Below are 15,569 nucleotides of genomic sequence, written 5' to 3' on the forward strand. Positions count from 1 at the left end.
GCATGATCCGGAAAAGCGTGAAGCGGTTTTCCGAAAAGATCGTGCTCGAATAAAGAGCGTCGAACGCGTTCTGCTTTCGGCGCAGAGCGGCGCGGCAAGGGCGGCATTCTTCTTGCTTGCATCCGGCCGCCGCAGCGATCAAGACATCTGTGGCACTATTCCAAGAGCGCATGCCACGGAGTGTTTGAGTGAAAGCCGTCCATACCGAGCTGCACCGCAGCCATGATCCGCAATTCTTCCTGGTTCGCGGCGTCGTCAAGCGCACGACCGAGCAGCCCGAGCGCGCCGACCGCCTGCTCAAGGGTCTGAAGGACGGCAAGCATCAACTGGTCGAGCCCAAGACATTCGGGCAGGGGCCGCGTGCGCGCATTCACAGCCCGGAATATCTGTCGTTTCTGAGCGAAGCCTGGGACGCCTGGACGGCGCTCGGAGATTCCGGCCCGGAGATGATCGGCAACATCCATCCCGTGCGTCATGCCGCGACTTATCCGACCCATATCGTCGGCAAGCTCGGCTGGCACACCGCCGACACCGCGGCGCCGATCGGTCCCGGCACCTGGGCCGCGGCCTGCGCCGCGACCGACGTTGCAGTCACCGCCGCGCAGATGGTGATGGACGGCGAGGATGCGGTCTACGCGCTCTGCCGTCCGCCCGGCCATCACGCCTATCGCGACATGGCTGGCGGCTTCTGTTTCCTCAACAACAGCGCGATCGCCGCCGCACATCTGCGGCTCAAGCACGAGCGTGTCGTGATCCTCGACGTCGATGTCCATCACGGCAACGGCACGCAAGGCATTTTTTACGCACGGCCGGACGTCTACACGATCTCGATCCACGCCGATCCCGTCGCGTACTATCCCTTCGTGTGGGGCTATGCGCATGAGCGTGGCGAGGGCCCCGGCCTCGGCACCAATCTCAACATCCCCCTCGCCATCGGCACAGGCGATGACGGCTATATCCAGGCGATGGACATCGCGCGCAAGGCGATCGAGTCCTTCGCGCCCGGCGCCCTCGTCATCGCGCTCGGCCTCGATGCCTCCGAGCACGATCCGCTGCGCGGCCTCGCCGTCACCACGCCCGGCTTCCGCCGGATCGGCCAGGCCATCGCCAAGCTCGGCTTGCCGACCGTGTTCGTGCAGGAGGGCGGCTATCTCTCGGATATTCTGGGAGCCAACCTGACCTCGGTGCTGGCGGGATTCGAAGAGGCGAGGTGATCCAGATCAGCCAACAAGACAGGTGTTACGAACCTGTCTTGTTGCCGGCCAGCGCTTCACCGGCTTTTACTGCGGCCTTCAAATTATCAAGGATCGTCGCTGCGTTGTTTCCGGCAGTAGCCAGATCGCTGAGAGTTAGATTCTTCAGAGGATCGGCGAGCTTTCTGTTCTCGGCGAGGACAGCCTTTGCCAGGTCGGCGATCGGTGGTGTCCCCCGGAGCTGGTTGCGTTTGGCGGCATACGCGGCATAGGCTTCGTCCAGTCTCGTGCCTGAATCGATGGCGAAGAGCGGGGGATAGCCGCGGACCTTCGAGAGTGGATTGTCGCGGATGAAGCGTAATTTCTCCTGCGCACAGGAGTCCCATTTCACGAAGGCAGCATGCTCGTTGCCGACGAACACGGGATAGAACTTCTTCACGTTTGCGACCGCCGCCTCCAGCGGCGCCTCCATGCGTTGAGCGGCCTGCTGCATCTTGACGGCATTGAAGTTCAGTACCGCACTGCTAATGACCGCTTGAAACGCTGATGCGGCGGCCGCCGTTCCCGTCGGGAATCCCGGCACGTTGTTGGCGACGTCCTTCGCGATGCTCGTCAAGCTCGCGATGTCCTCCTGCGCTTGCTTGTTGGCATCAGCGATCGAGTTCAGCGTCTTCAAATAGGCGGCCAGGAAGATAAGGCTCTTCTGCCACGCCTCGGACACCTTCTCTTCCTTGACGAATTGCGCCGGATCCTTGGCGCTTAGAAGCCGTCGTTGCTGCATGTCGTTCGGATCGCCGCAGCTATACGACCCGGCTGACATGAAATCGAGGGTGTCATTCTCGAGTTGAAGTTGGGTGATGAGCGTCGCCTCGCGCTCAGCGGTCGTCTGAAATGCCGCCTGAAGCTGTGAGACCGAGCCCGGAACGAGTTTGGAAAGATCAGTACCGACGCAACCAGAAACGAGCGTGCCAAGCACGCCGCAGCAATGACGGCTTTCATGAAATGCCCCTTTTCAAATCCCCGTGCGAGTGTTGCAATTGCAGGATGCATATGACTAGGAGACGAGGTCGCAACGTCTCCCTTATCCCCACAATTAACAGTTGTGGGAGCGGTAGCTGGTTGAACGCAGAGGGGCGTCGTCGCGTTTCAGTTGACGGGGCGCGCTGGCAGGTTCGTAAAGCGCGATGAGGCGAGCTTTCGGCCCTTGCGCCGAAACGGGAGAGGACGACGAACCTAGAACATCCCGCTCACCGCGAGCGCCTTGCAGACGTGCTGCATCTCGGTCTCATCCGCGACCATGTCGAGCATGATCGTGGTCAAGCCCTTCGCCGCGAACGCCTTCAGCTTCGCGCCGATCTCCGCGTAGCTGCCGACGAGATAGGGGCAATCGGCCTGGAAGGTCAAAAACGGCAGCAGCCAGTAGCCATTGTCCTGAAGTTCGCCGTTCTGCCCTTCATACAGCCGCCGCTTCCACACGGAGTCGCTATTCTCCACCGTGAGCGCCAGCAGCTCGCGATCATCGACGCTATCGCGAAAGCGCGCCTTCGCCGCTCGCCGCGCCTCGTCGCGGCTCTCGCGGGCGAAAATTCCAAAGTTCATGCCCGGTGCATCGAGGCTGTGATCGAGATCGGGCGGCAGCATCTGCATCTTGATGCAGCCGGTCTCCTTCGCCACGCGCTGCGCCGTCTCGGACTGGCCTGCGATCAGAAATTCCGGCATCAGCTCCGCCGGCAGGCGCGGACGCAGTTGCAAATTGCTGGCGCGGTAGAACCGGCCGTCGATCGTCACCGGGCGCGGGCTCGCGAGCAGCTGGCGCATCAGCGCGACGAATTCGCCGAGCCTGACATAGCGATCGCCATGCGACTGCTCATCGCCGAGGCCCTGCAAGTCACTGACGGCGGTCCCCGTGATCATGTTGAGGTAGACCTTGCGGCCGTAGAGCTGCGCGAAGGACGAGACGAACTTCGCCGCCGTGAACGGGTGCATGTAGACCGGGTTGACCGCGATCAGCGGCGAAGACCGCGCCGTTTCCGCCATGATGTGCTGGGCCATCGCCCAGGGCTCGACGAACACGTCATTGCCTTCGAACAGCAAAATGCCTTCGAAGCCGTTGCGGTCGGCGAACTGCGCCACGCCCATCAGCTCGCCGACATATTTTCTGGGGTCGCGGTTGCGCGAGATCGCGGGAAAGACGCGCAGCCGCGCCGGCGTCATTCCGCCGCTTCCTGGAACGGCCAGGCGTTGCGGCTGATGGGAAGGCCGCCGTCTGCGCGGGAGCCGTCGGCGATCGCAAGGCGATGCGACGGGGAGGGCGAGCACAGCGAGAAGCGCCACCCCTGGGGATCGTCGGCGATATCCGGTTTGAAGCTGATCTCGATCGCCTCGCGCGAGACCTGCATCGCGAAGGCGTCGAGCGGCAGGTTGAGCCCAAAACCCCTCGCCTTCAGATAGGCCTCCTTGAGCGTCCAGTAGTCGAAGAAGCGCTCGATCGCGGCGGGCTCCGGCAGTCCGCGCAAGGCTTCGACCTCTTCCGGCGCGAAGAAGCGAAGCGCGGTCGACAGCGGCGCCACCCGCCGCGACACGGTCTCGACGTCGACGCCGACGGCCTCATGCCTGGACACGACGCAGGCGACGCAGCCGTCGGCATGCGACAAGCTGAAGTGCAGCGCGGCCGAGGTCTTGGGCGCCGCGACATACGGCCGTCCGTATCGCCCGGCACCAAACGACCAGTCGGAGGGCGCGACGTTGGGCGCGACCTGGGACAGCGCCAAGCGCAGCATCGCGTGCGCGAAAATATACTGCCGCCGGTGCCGCTCGAACACGAAGCGGTCGGCGCGAACCCGTTCGTCGACCGAGAGCAGGCGGCGGCACGCATCGGCGGCGCCCGGCGCGTCAATGGTCTCGATCAATCCGACAAACAGTTCAATTCTGTCGTCTGCCATCAATTGGGCCTTTGGCATCGGGCTGAGGCTGGATTGCCGGTCCCGACAGAAGAAACAACTGAGCAAGAATCAACTGAGCGGACCGTTTGTAACGGTCCACCCGGGCAAATTCTTGTCGATTTGCAGGCCGGTTTACAGGCGCAAGCTTGTGCGAGACCCCAACTCGACGCGCGAGCGGCCGATTTCCGTAGAATGAAGCCCGAGGATTCGTGCGGCGTCCCGGCCGACGAACCTTACTTCTTCTTCTTGGCTTTCTTCGCGCCGCCCAGCACCGAAAGGCTGGCGTCGACGTCCTTCAGCGCGGCCTGGAGCTTCTTCTTCTCGTTGCTCAGCAGTTTTTGCAGGGCCTTGCGGTCCTTGTCGCTCAACGAGGTACCCTTGGTAAATTTGATGAAACCCATAACATACTCCCCCGGTTGAAAATGATCGTCCAAATCAAAAGGCGGGAATAATCTTGCGCGGTGGCGCCAAATAATCAAGATGCAACTTGCCCATTCACAGCTTTGGCGAGTGAACCCGTATTCGCCCGTGCTGTATAGCCGGTCATGCCGCTCGGCGCGCGAGCAATCGGCCGAGCGGTGTGTTGGGTTGGGCGCTGGCGGCCGCCAGCAGCGCGACGAGATCCTCCATCCACTCGCCGATCATACCGCCGTCGAGCAATTCGCTCTTGTAATTGCATGACCCCGTGATTCCGGTCGGGCGCTCCTTGAGCATCAGCGACAGCCAGGTCTGGTCGATCGGCAGCACAGGCTGGCCTTCGCGCGCGACGTTGCCGATCGACGTTGTCGTGAGATCGGGCAGGTCGAGCGGCTGGCGCAGCGGATTTTGCAGCGTGAAATAGACCTGGAGCAGGGCGGCCGGATCGATCCCCTCCTGCTCCAGATGGTCGGCCACGATGTTGAACGGCAGCTCCTGCCGCGCATGCGCGTCGAGCACGCTCTGGCGTACCCGGGCCAGGGCTTCGACGAACGACAGCTCCGGCGAGATTCTCGTGCGGACGATCACCGTGTTCTCGAACGGGCCGACGATTCGGTCGGTGTCCGGCTGGGCACGATTGGCCATGGCCGTGGCGACCGCGATGTCGCTACGGCCGGTTCGCGCCACCAGCAGGGCCTTCAGGCCGGTGAGGAGGCACATGAACAAGGTGCCATTGTGCTGGCCGGCAAAGGCTGTGAGCCGTGCGATCAGGTCGGGCTCGAGATTGACCGGATGATGGCCGGTGGATGGGCCCGGGCTTGATTCGCCGTCAAAGAGCGCGGCCGCCCCGCGCAAATTCTCGATCCAGTCGGCGGCCTGGCGGCGGGCGGCGTCGGTGCTGCACCACCAGCGCTGCCAGCGTGCGACGTCCGCGAAGGCCGGTGGCGGTTTCGGCAGCGGCACCGACGGATATCCGGCCAGCGCCGCATAGCGGCTCGACAATTCCTCGAACAGCACGCCGATCGACCAGCCGTCGACGATGGCGTGATGCAGCGTCAGCAGCAGCACGTGATCGTCGGCATGGAGCCGCAACAACCGTGTCCGCAGCAGCGGCGCCTGCGTGGTGTCGACCGGGGTGTACGTCTCCTGTTCGATCAGGAGGTCGATCTTCCTGAGTTCCAGGGCCTTGCGGCGCTTGTTGTTGTGGGGGTGACCGTCGCCGATCGTCTCGACCGTCAGCACGCGGCGGAGCTTGCCCGGCGGCATGATGCGGCTGGTCGGCTCCTCGTCAGCCCAGCCGAACGTGGTCCGCAGCGATTCGTGCCGGGCTGCGACATCATCGAGCGCCTGCGCCAGCGCGGCCGGATCGAGCGGGCCCTGGAGACGGAAGGCAAAGGGCAGGTTGAACAGCGGCAGTCCCGAAAGGTTCTGCTCGATCCGCAGCATCTGGTCCTGCGCGATCGAGAGCACGGGAAGTCCGCTTTCGGCCAGCCTTGATTCAATCAGTCTTGATTCAAACGGCCTCTGCAAGCTAGCGGCAGGCTTGCGCGGCTTTGCCGCCACGGCCTCGTCGACCCGCCGGGCGAGCTGTTCGATCGTCGGTGCCTCGAAGATCGTCTTGATCGGCAGCGACACGCCGAGCGCGCGGGCGATACGCGCCATCGCCTGGCCCGCCAGCAGCGAATGGCCGCCGAGGTCGAAGAAATTGTCGGTGACACCGATGCTCTCGACCTTCAGCAAATCGATCCAGATGTCAGACAGCACCTTTTCGGTGAAGCGCCGCGCCGGCACGGCCGCATCCGGCCCGGACGTCTCTACCTGGGCAGGTGCCAGCAGCGCCGACCGGTCGATCTTGCCATGGGCATTGAGCGGTACCTGCTCCAGGAACAGAAATGCGGACGGGACGGCGTGGGCCGGCAGCCGCCTCTTCAGGAATTCACGCAGCTCGCTGGCGCTGCTCCTGCTCCCCGGCTTTGCGACGATATGGGCGATCAGCCTGACATCGCCGGCCGCCTCGCGGCGCGGCTCGACGATGCCGGCGCGCACAGCCGGATGCTCGGCAAGCGCGTTCTCGATCTCCTTGAGCTCGATGCGGTAGCCGCGGACCTTGACCTGATGGTCGGCGCGGCCGAGGCATTCGATCGTGCCGTCACTGCGGCGGCGGGCGAGGTCGCCGGTCCGGTAGAGACGGCTGCCGGCTCGGCGCGCAAACGGATCGGGCAGGAAGCGCTGCCGGCTCTGCGCGGGATCGTTGACGTAGAAGCGGCCGACCCCGGCACCGCCGATGCAGAGCTCGCCGACCACCCCGACCGGCTGCGGCTGGAGGTTTGCATCGAGCACGTAGAGCTGGGTGTTCGGCAGCGGCGCGCCGACCGGCACGTTGGTTGTCGTCATCGCTGGCGCCCTGGTGAGGCGATGCAGGGAGACGTCGTCGGAACATTCCGACGCGCCATAGGCGTTGATCAGCGGCACTTTCGGGCAGCGGGCAAACCAGGCGCGGCAGAGATCGACCGGCAGCGGCTCGCCGGTCGAGATCATCAGCCGCAGTTTTGCGAAGGCGCGCCGGATCTGGGGCTCGTCCATGCGATCGAGGATCACGCGGAGCAGGGAGGGCACGATCTCGAGCACCGTGATGCCCTCGCGCGCGATCTCCTGCGCGAGCAGGATCGGGTCCTGCACGGTCGCGTTGGCACAGACATGGACCCGCGCGCCGACCATCGGCCCGGCGAGGAATTGCCAGACCGAAATGACAAAACTCTGCGGCGCGGTCTGGGCGATCACGTCCCTGGCCGTGAGGCCGAGCTCGGCGATCAGCGAGGCCAGATGGTTCGACAGTCCGCGCTGCTCGATCATGACGCCCTTCGGCGCGCCGGAGGAGCCGGACGTGTAGATGAGATAGGCAAGGCTCGCGGCGTCGCGCGGTGCGGCGCGGATCGGCTTGGCCGCCCCAGGCGCGATCGCGTCTTCGAGCTCGGCCACATGGATGCGCGCGACCAGCGGATCGAGCAGCGCCTCGACCATGGGCGATTGCGCGCGGGCAGCCAGCAGCACCCCGGCGCAGCTCGATCCCAAAATGGTCGCGAGCCGCGCTGGCGGCTGCTCGGGATCGAGGTTCAGGAAGGCCGCGCCCGCGCGCTGCACGCCGATCATCGCGGCGACGAGGTCGGGTCCCCGCTCTGCAAGCAGTGCAACCACGCTCTCGGCGCCAACGCCTTCGCGCGCCAGCCAGCCCGCCACAGTCTCGCTGCGGCGCGCCAGCTCGCGATAGGTCAGGGACGTTCGACCATCGGACATAGCGATCGCGTTCGGCGTCTTCTTCGCCTGGGCGTCGAAGCGTTCGCTGAGGTTGCCGCGCTTGCCAAAATTGACGCGGGCTCCGCGGCCTTGCGCCAGCAGCTGCCGGCGTTCGGCCTCGGCCAGCAGCGGCAGGCGCGAGATCTGCTGTTCCGGGTTGGCGATGGCGGCCTTGAGCAGGGTCTTGAATTGTGCGGCCATGTCCTCGATCGTCGCCGCGTCGAACAGGTCGGTGGCGTATTCGAAGAAGCCGGTGAAGCGGCCGTCGGCCTCGACCAGCTCCAGCGTGATGTCGAAGCGCGCGACCTTTGGATCGATCTCGATCCGCCGCGTCGACAGGCCAGGGAAGCGCGCCGCCTCGATCGAGGCGTTCTGGAGGATGAACATGATCCGGAACAGCGGATTGCCGTCCGTCCGTCGCGCCACCTGCAAGGCGCGCAACACCTCCTCGATCGCGAGGTCCTGGTTGCGGTAGGCATCGAGCGTGACCTGCCGCACCCGCCGCAACATCTCGCCAAAACTGGGATCACCGCCGAAATCGTTGCGCAGGATCAGCGTGTTGGCGAACAGCCCGATCAGGCGCTCGCTCTCGATCTGGTTGCGATTGGCGATCAGCGATCCGGTCGCGACGTCCTCATGCCCGGTGTGGCGGAACAGCAAGCACTGGAACGCCGCGAGCAGCGTCATGAACGGCGTGACGCCCTGGTCCTGGCTCAGCGCGCGGATATCGCCCGACAGCGTCGTGGAGAACTCGAAATAATGACGGGCGCCGTGACCGCTCCAGACCTCCGGTCTCGCCCGGTCGGTCCGCAGCGGCAGCGTGGTGACGCCGTCGAGCTGGGTCCTCCAGTAATCAAGTTGCTCCTTTGCCGCCAGCGTCTGCGCCCAGCTCTGCTGCCACAGCGCAAAGTCGCGATACTGGAAGGTGGGCGAGGGAAGCGCCGCCACCGCCTTCTTGCGTGCCGCGGCGTAATGGGCGGCAAGCTCCTCCCAGAACAGCCGCTGTGACCAGCCATCGGTGACGAGGTGATGAACGTTGACCACCAGCGCGTGGCTGGATCTGTTGAACGAGAGCAGCGTGACCCTCAGCGGTGGCTCGCGCGACAGATCAAATGGATATTGCGCGAGCTTGAGCGCCTCGCGCTCGACGACCGCGGCCAGCGTGCCGGCAGGGCAGGGCTTGAGCTTGATCCGATCGAACCGCGGCGGCGATCGCAGCACGCGCTGTGCCGGCTCGCCGTGCTGTTCGACGAAGACCGAGCGCAGCGCCTCATGCCGCGCGCAGATCGCGGTGAGGCCCGCAGAAAGCGCAGGGACATCGACTTGGCCTTTGAGGATCGCGACTTCGACGACATTATAGTTGTAATGCGTCGGATCGAGCCGGGAGAGCACGTACATCCGCTGCTGCTGGAACGACAGCGGCGCGTCGGTTTCTCTCGCCTGGCGCCAGGCCGGCAGCCCGGCTTTACGATAGCTTGCGGCGGTCTCGATCCGCGCCGCAAGCGCAGTGACCGTGGCGCAATCGAAGATGTCCTCGAACGAGAAGTCGACGCCGAAGCGTTCGCGCAGGCGCGAGCGCATCTGCGTCACGGCGAGCGAATCCGCGCCCAGCGCGAAGACGTCCTGATCGATACCGACCTGCGGAAGCTCGAGGAGACTGGCCCAGATCTCAGCGAGCTGGGTCTCCAGCGTGTTGCGCGGCAGTTGCTCCTCGTCGGCGTCCTCCGCCGTCGCGATCAGCTCGGCCAGCGCATTGCGCTTGACCTTGCCGCTGGCGCCTTTCGGCAGCGCCGCCACGCTGCGGATCAGGCTCGGCACCTTGTAGGCCGCGAGACGCTTGCGCGCGAATTGGCGCAGCTGGTCCGAAGTCGCCTCGGAATTCGGCCGCAGCACCACGACGGCGGCGACATTCTCGCCGAGCTTTGGGTGCGGGACGGCGAACACGCCGGCCTCCAGCACCGCCGGATGGCTCAAGAGGATCTCTTCCACTTCGAGCGGCGAGATCTTCTGGCCGCCGCGGTTGATGACGTCCTTGATGCGGCCGACGATGAAGAGATAGCCGTCGGCATCGAGATAGCCGAGATCGCCGGTCCTGAACCAGCCGTCGCGGAACGCGGTCCGCGTCGCCGCCTCGTCATTATAATAGCCGCGGCTCATGTTGGGGCCGCGCAGCATGATCTCGCCGCGCTCGCCGCTCGCAAGCAGCCGGCCGGTCTCGTCCATGATCGCGATCTCGGGGCCGGCGGCGCGCCCGACCGATCCGACCTTGCGTAGCTCGAACGGATTGGCCGCGATCTGCGAGGCCGCTTCGGTCATGCCGTAGGTCTCGAGCACGGGAACGCCGAACGTCGCCTCCAATCCGTTCAGGATCGCGGGCGCGAGCGAGGATGACGCCGAACGGATCACGCGCAGCGACGACGAACGGGCGCGGTCCGGGTCGGCTTCCGCCGCCGTCAGCAGTGCGCGATGGATGGTCGGCACCGCCGTGTACCAGGTCGGTTGCAGCTCCCGCATCCAGCCGAAGAAGGACGCGGCATCGAAACCCTCGGTGCAGATCACGCTGGAGCCTGCGGCCAGCGCCGTCAGCAGGCCGGAGATCAGGCCATGGGCGTGAAATAGCGGCAGAACGTTGAGCAGGCGATCGTTCGGCGCGAGCGACAGCACGCGGCCGGCATTGTAGGCGGAGAGGCACACATTGCGCTGTGTCAGCGGCACCATTTTCGGTCGCGCCGCCGTGCCCGACGTCAAGAGGATGAATGCATCGTCGTCGCCGCGCGAAGCGCCGCTGCCGCTGGCTGGAGCGACCGTCGGGCCGATGAATGCGCAGCCGCCGAGGTTGTCTTTCGGCCCCGGAACGAAATCGATCATCGCGATGTCGAGCGTCCTGGCGACGTCACGACTTGGTGAGTTCAAGTCGGCCCGGGTGACGAGCGCGGTGAGCTCCAGTTCGCTGAAATAGCGTTGCAGCTCGTCCGCGGTCAGATCGGGATTGACGGGAACGCAGGCGCAGCTTGATGCGACCGCGATCAGCGCCAGCGCGCTGTCTGCACCGCGTGGCAATGCAACGGCGATCCGGTCCGCAGGGCCGATGCCAAGTCCGCGCAGCGTGCGGATCAGATGCCGGATCAGCTCGTCCAGCCCGCCATAGGTGAGGGCCGGCCGGCCAGGGGCGAGGAGGGCCGGTGCTGACGGCGCTTTCCGCGCATAATGCTCGAGAAGACCGCCGATATGGGCAAAGGTGCTGGTTTCGGCACTTTCGCCGTCCGATCCCTCTCCCGCTCCGGATGCAATGTCGGACAACGCCATTCCCTTTTGATCTGATTGGGCTATTCTTCCCAAGACTTAGGGAACGCGTCCAGTCTGAGGTGAAGTTCGGGCCTCAAAATCTGTGGTTGAGGGCCCCAAAAGCCCTTCGACGGAGTGATGGTCGGGCAGAATCACCATGCTGGAGAACGAACCGGACACGGGAACGGGAAGCGGGCTGAAGCGCTGGCTTGAGGATATCGGTCTCGGCCATTACAGCGATCTCTTCGCACAACACCGCCTCGATCTCGACGTCATGGCGGACCTGACCGAATCCGATCTGGTCGAGCTCGGCTTGCCGCTCGGCGATCGCAAGCGGCTCCAGCGGGCGATGGCCGCGCTGTTCAAGGCGGAAACCGCGGAGACGCCGGCGCCAGCGCCGCGCCCGCAAACCCGGACGGAAGTCGGCGCCGAACGGCGTCAGCTCACCACCATGTTCTGCGACATGGTGGATTCCACCTCGCTGTCGGTGCAGTTCGATCCGGAAGACGTGCGCGACATGATCGCGAGCTTTCGCGAGACCTGCGTCCGCGTGGTGAAGCATTACGAAGGTTTCGCCGCCCGTTTCGTCGGCGACGGCATTCTGGTCTATTTCGGCTATCCGACCGCGCATGAGGACGATGCCGAGCGCGCGGTGCGTGCCGGGCTCGAGATCGTGCGCGTGCTTTCGACCGCCCGTGCGATCGAGCCGCGCGGGGCGCTCAGCCACTCGCCCGCCGTCCGCATCGGCATCGCAACCGGCCTCGTCGTGGTCGGCGACCTCGTCGGACAGGGCACCGAGGAGCGCGACTCCGCGGTCGGAGAGACCGTCAATCTCGCCGCGCGCCTGCAAGCCCTGGCGCCGCCCAATGGCGTCGTGATTTCCTCCTCGACCCAGTCGCTGCTGAAGGGGAAATTCGACTACCGCAATCTCGGCGTCCATGTCCTCAAGGGCATCTCGGAGAAGGTGCAGGCCTGGCACGTGGTGCGTGCCTCGCGGGTGGAGACCCGCTTTGCCGCCGCCATGGGCGGACGGCTGACGCCGCTCGTCAACCGCGAGGAGGAGATCGCGCTGTTGATGGGCCGCTGGCAGCAGGCCAAGGACGGCGACGGCCAGGTCGTGGTCAAGTTCGGCGAGCCCGGCATCGGCAAGTCGCGCATCATCCAGGAGATCTTCGAGCGGATCTCGGGCGACCGCCATGGCCAGGTCTCGTTCCAGTGCTCGCCCTATTACACCTCGACCGCGTTCTATCCGTTCGCCGAGCAGCTCAAATTCTCGCTCGGCCTCGACCGCGAGGATCCGTCCGCGATGTCGCTGGCGAGCCTGGAGACCGCGGTCGCCGCCGCGCATGGCGACATCGAGCAGGTCACGCCGCTGTTCGCCGCGCTGCTGTCGATACCGACCGGCGATCGCTATCCGCCGCTCGACCTGTCGCCGCAACAGCAGAAGGACGCGACCGTCGCGGCGCTGGTCAATCATTTCCTCGGGCTTGCGCGCGAGATGCCGCTGGTGATCGCGTTCGAGGATCTGCACTGGATCGATCCGACCTCCCGCGAGGTGATCGACCTTCTGGTCGACCGGGCGCAGAACCGGCCGATCCTCGTCATCATCACCGCGAGATCCGAATTCCAGCCGAGCTGGAACGCGCATTCGCACATCACGACGCTGGTGCTGAACCGCCTGAGCCGGCAGCTCCGCACGACGCTGGTCGAGCGCGTCGCCGGCAGGGAGCTTCCCAAGGAGGTCGTCGAGGAGATCATCGTCAAGACCGACGGCGTGCCGCTGTTCCTGGAGGAGCTGACCAAGACCGTTCTCGAATCCAACCTGCTGACCGAACGGCACGGACGCTACGTGCTGTCGGGCCCGTGGCGGCAGCTTGCGATTCCGGCGACGCTGACCGACTCGCTGATGGCGCGGCTGGACAGGATGGGTCCGTTCAAGCGGATCGCGCAGATTGGCGCCACCATCGGCCGCGAGTTCTCCTACGAGACGCTACACGCGGTCGCCAACACGCCGGCCGAGCAGATCGAGGCTGCGCTCAATCATCTGGAGGAGGCGGGGCTGATCATGCGCCGCGGCCATCCGCCCGATGCGCTCTACTCCTTCAAGCACGTGATGATCCAGAACGCCGCGCATGCGAGCCTCTTGCACAGCGAGCGTCGCAAGCTGCATTCCCGCATCGCCCAGGTGCTGGGGGAAATGTATCCGGAGAAGACCGAGCGCGAGCCGGAGCTGCTCGCCCATCACCTGACCGAATCAGGCCAGAGCGAGGGCGCCGCCAGCTTCTGGCTCAAGGCCGGCAAGCAGGCGGCCAAGAGCGGGGCCAATCTGGAGGCGATCGGCCATCTACGCCGGGGCTTGAGCGTCGTGCAGGCCAATGCGCGCATGCAGGGCGCCGACGAGATCGAGCTCGAGCTGCGCATCGCGCTCGGTAACGCGCTGATCGCGGCCAAGGGCTATGCGGTGCAGGAGGTCGAGGAGAACTACACCCGCGCGCTCGAGCTCGGTCAGCAGCTCGACGACGAGGAAAAGACCTTCGCCGCCACGCGTGGCCTCTGGGTGTGCCATTTCATCCGCGCCGACCTCACCCGCGCGCACGATCTCAGCGTCGAGCTGTTGAAGTTCGCCAAGCGCGAGCGGCTCAACGACCGGACCCACCCGGCGCAGCAGACCGGCTATCTGATCGAGGCGCACCGCTCGATCGCGATGACCATGCTCTATCGCGGCCGCTTTGCCGCGTCCCAGCATCATCTGCACCGCTGCATCAACCTCTACAGCCCCGACCTGCACTCCGATCTGATGGAGCGGCACGGCACCGATCCCGGCGTCGTCTCGCTGTCCTATCTCGGCTATCTCCTGTGGTTCCTCGGCCGGCCAGATGCCGCGCGCCAGCACAGCGAGCAGGCGATCCTGCATGCGGAGAAGATCCGCCATCCCTTCTCGCTCGCCTTCGCGCTCGTGTTCGGCGCCTATCTCTGCCAGCATCTGCGCGACATCGAGGGCACGCGCGACTACGCCAACCGCGCCATGATCATCGCCACCGAGCACAATTTCCTGCACTGGAAGCAGCAGGCCGCGATCCTGCGCGGCTGGGCGCTGGCGCAGCTCGGTGAGGCCGACGAAGGCATCAGCCAGATGCGCTTCGGCCTCGACGAATACGAGGCGATGGATTCCTGGCTCGCCGGCTGCTGGTTCCGCTGCCTGCTGGCGGAAGCCTATGCCAAGGTCGGGATGCGCGATGCCGCCTTGCGCGCGCTGGACGGCGCGCTCGCGACCGCGCGGCGGACCGGCGATCACTCCTACCTCGCCGAGGTCTATCGCCTGCAAGGCGAGATCACGCTGCTCGACCGTGACCCGGCCTCGGTGCAGGAGGCCGAGGATCTGTTCGCGCTGTCGCTGGAGACCGCGCGCAAGCAGGGCGCGCTGTCCTGGGAGCTTCGCACCGCCGTCAGCCTTGCGCGCCTGTCGCACGAGGCCGGCAAGCGCGAGCACGCAAGCCTCCTGCTGGTGCCGATCGTCGGCAAATTCAGCGAGGGCTTTTACACGCCGGACCTGAAGCAGGCGATGCAGCTCGTCAACGAGCTCGGTGCGGAAGTATCCGTGCGCGAACCGGCTGATCCCGTGCGATGAGTGACCTTGCCGCCGCGCGTGCGCGTTACGTCGCGATGATTGCCAAGCGCGAGCGGATTTCCTCACCGCGCTTGCTCGAAGCGCTGGCTGCCGTCCCGCGCGAGGATTTTCTCGCCAGAGGCCCTTGGCGTATCAAGAGCGAGGCGGCGCGCAGCTACCGGCTGACGCCAGATGCCGATCCGGTTCATCTCTATGACAATGTGCTGGTCGCGATCGACGCGCGCCGCAAGCTCGACACCGGGCTGCCGAGCCTGTGGGCGCATTTCGTCGATTTGCTCGAGGTCAAGGAGAAGGACCGTGTCGTGCAGATCGGCTGCGGGCTTGGCTATTTCTCGGCGGTGCTGTCGAAGATCGTCGGCCCAAAGGGCAGGGTGCATGCGATCGAATGCGACGAGCGGCTCGCGGCGCGGGCCGCGACCTATCTCCGCGCCTATGATAATGTCGCGGTCGTCCACGGCGACGGCTGCCGCGACATTGGCGAGCCGGCCGACGTGATCATCGTCCACGCCGGCTTCTCGCATCCGCATCCGCTCTGGCTGAAGTCGCTCCGCCCGCGCGGACGCCTTTTGGTGCCGTTGACCCAGCGCGACCGCGAAGGCGCCGCCCTCAAGATCACGCGCAAGGGCAAACGCTTCGAAGCCGAGGCGGTGCAGCAGATCCGGATCTTTCCCGGCCAGGGCCGAGGCGTGACTGCGCTCGACGACCGCGTCGCAGACTGGTGGCAGCGCGCCTCTGCCCTGGCCCCACTGCGCTTTCGCGGGATAGAGCAGGGGCTGCCGTCGGATGGCTAACGATTCGTTTCATTTTACC

The 15,569-nt window shown here is 65.5% G+C and carries 8 protein-coding genes; 3 read left to right on the top strand and 5 right to left on the bottom strand.

Annotated elements, in window-relative coordinates; translation table 11 throughout:
* The first annotated feature begins 188 nt into the window (after positions 1-188).
* Positions 189-1,214, top strand: coding sequence for a histone deacetylase family protein (locus QA642_RS08205; protein WP_283084213.1), 1,026 nt, complete (start codon positions 189-191; stop codon positions 1,212-1,214).
* A 25-nt stretch (positions 1,215-1,239) separates the two neighbouring features.
* On the opposite strand, the gene QA642_RS08210 is transcribed toward QA642_RS08205, so the two are convergent.
* The 5 genes from QA642_RS08210 to QA642_RS08230 form a co-directional block, all read right to left on the bottom strand.
* Entirely contained in the window at positions 1,240-2,169 is a 930-nt protein-coding gene (locus tag QA642_RS08210) for a hypothetical protein (protein ID WP_283084214.1), read from the bottom strand.
* A 257-nt stretch (positions 2,170-2,426) separates the two neighbouring features.
* Entirely contained in the window at positions 2,427-3,407 is a 981-nt protein-coding gene (locus QA642_RS08215) for an LLM class flavin-dependent oxidoreductase (protein WP_283084215.1), read from the bottom strand.
* On the bottom strand, positions 3,404-4,135 hold the full coding sequence (locus QA642_RS08220; RefSeq protein ID WP_283084216.1) for a 4'-phosphopantetheinyl transferase superfamily protein: 732 nt from the start codon (positions 4,133-4,135) through the stop codon (positions 3,404-3,406). The genes QA642_RS08215 and QA642_RS08220 overlap by 4 nt, the downstream gene beginning before the upstream one ends.
* A gap of 233 nt (positions 4,136-4,368) precedes the next feature.
* Positions 4,369-4,536 carry a hypothetical protein gene (locus QA642_RS08225; RefSeq protein WP_283084217.1) on the bottom strand — a complete coding sequence of 56 codons (168 nt, stop codon included), beginning with the start codon at positions 4,534-4,536 and terminating at the stop codon, positions 4,369-4,371.
* 142 nt (positions 4,537-4,678) lie between these two features.
* On the bottom strand, positions 4,679-11,152 hold the full coding sequence (locus QA642_RS08230; RefSeq protein ID WP_283084218.1) for a non-ribosomal peptide synthetase: 6,474 nt from the start codon (positions 11,150-11,152) through the stop codon (positions 4,679-4,681).
* 136 nt (positions 11,153-11,288) lie between these two features.
* On the opposite strand from QA642_RS08230, the gene QA642_RS08235 reads away from it, so the two are divergent.
* Positions 11,289-14,759, top strand: a complete 3,471-nt coding sequence (locus tag QA642_RS08235) for an AAA family ATPase (RefSeq protein ID WP_283084219.1) — start codon at positions 11,289-11,291, stop codon at positions 14,757-14,759.
* Positions 14,756-15,550, top strand: a complete 795-nt coding sequence (locus tag QA642_RS08240) for an rRNA adenine N-6-methyltransferase family protein (protein ID WP_283084220.1) — start codon at positions 14,756-14,758, stop codon at positions 15,548-15,550. The genes QA642_RS08235 and QA642_RS08240 overlap by 4 nt, the downstream gene beginning before the upstream one ends.
* Positions 15,551-15,569 lie beyond the last annotated feature (19 nt).

It is taken from the genome of Bradyrhizobium sp. CB2312, from assembly GCF_029714425.1.
GTDB lineage: Bacteria > Pseudomonadota > Alphaproteobacteria > Rhizobiales > Xanthobacteraceae > Bradyrhizobium.

Bases quoted from the DNA above. Each gene is read 5' to 3' on its own strand.
- QA642_RS08225 (WP_283084217.1), bottom strand. From the start codon at position 4,536: ATGGGTTTCATCAAATTTACCAAGGGTACCTCGTTGAGCGACAAGGAC.
- QA642_RS08220 (WP_283084216.1), bottom strand. From the start codon at position 4,135: ATGGCAGACGACAGAATTGAACTGTTTGTCGGATTGATCGAGACCATT.
- QA642_RS08240 (WP_283084220.1), top strand. From the start codon at position 14,756: ATGAGTGACCTTGCCGCCGCGCGTGCGCGTTACGTCGCGATGATTGCC.
- QA642_RS08235 (WP_283084219.1), top strand. From the start codon at position 11,289: ATGCTGGAGAACGAACCGGACACGGGAACGGGAAGCGGGCTGAAGCGC.
- QA642_RS08215 (WP_283084215.1), bottom strand. From the start codon at position 3,407: ATGACGCCGGCGCGGCTGCGCGTCTTTCCCGCGATCTCGCGCAACCGC.
- QA642_RS08230 (WP_283084218.1), bottom strand. From the start codon at position 11,152: ATGGCGTTGTCCGACATTGCATCCGGAGCGGGAGAGGGATCGGACGGC.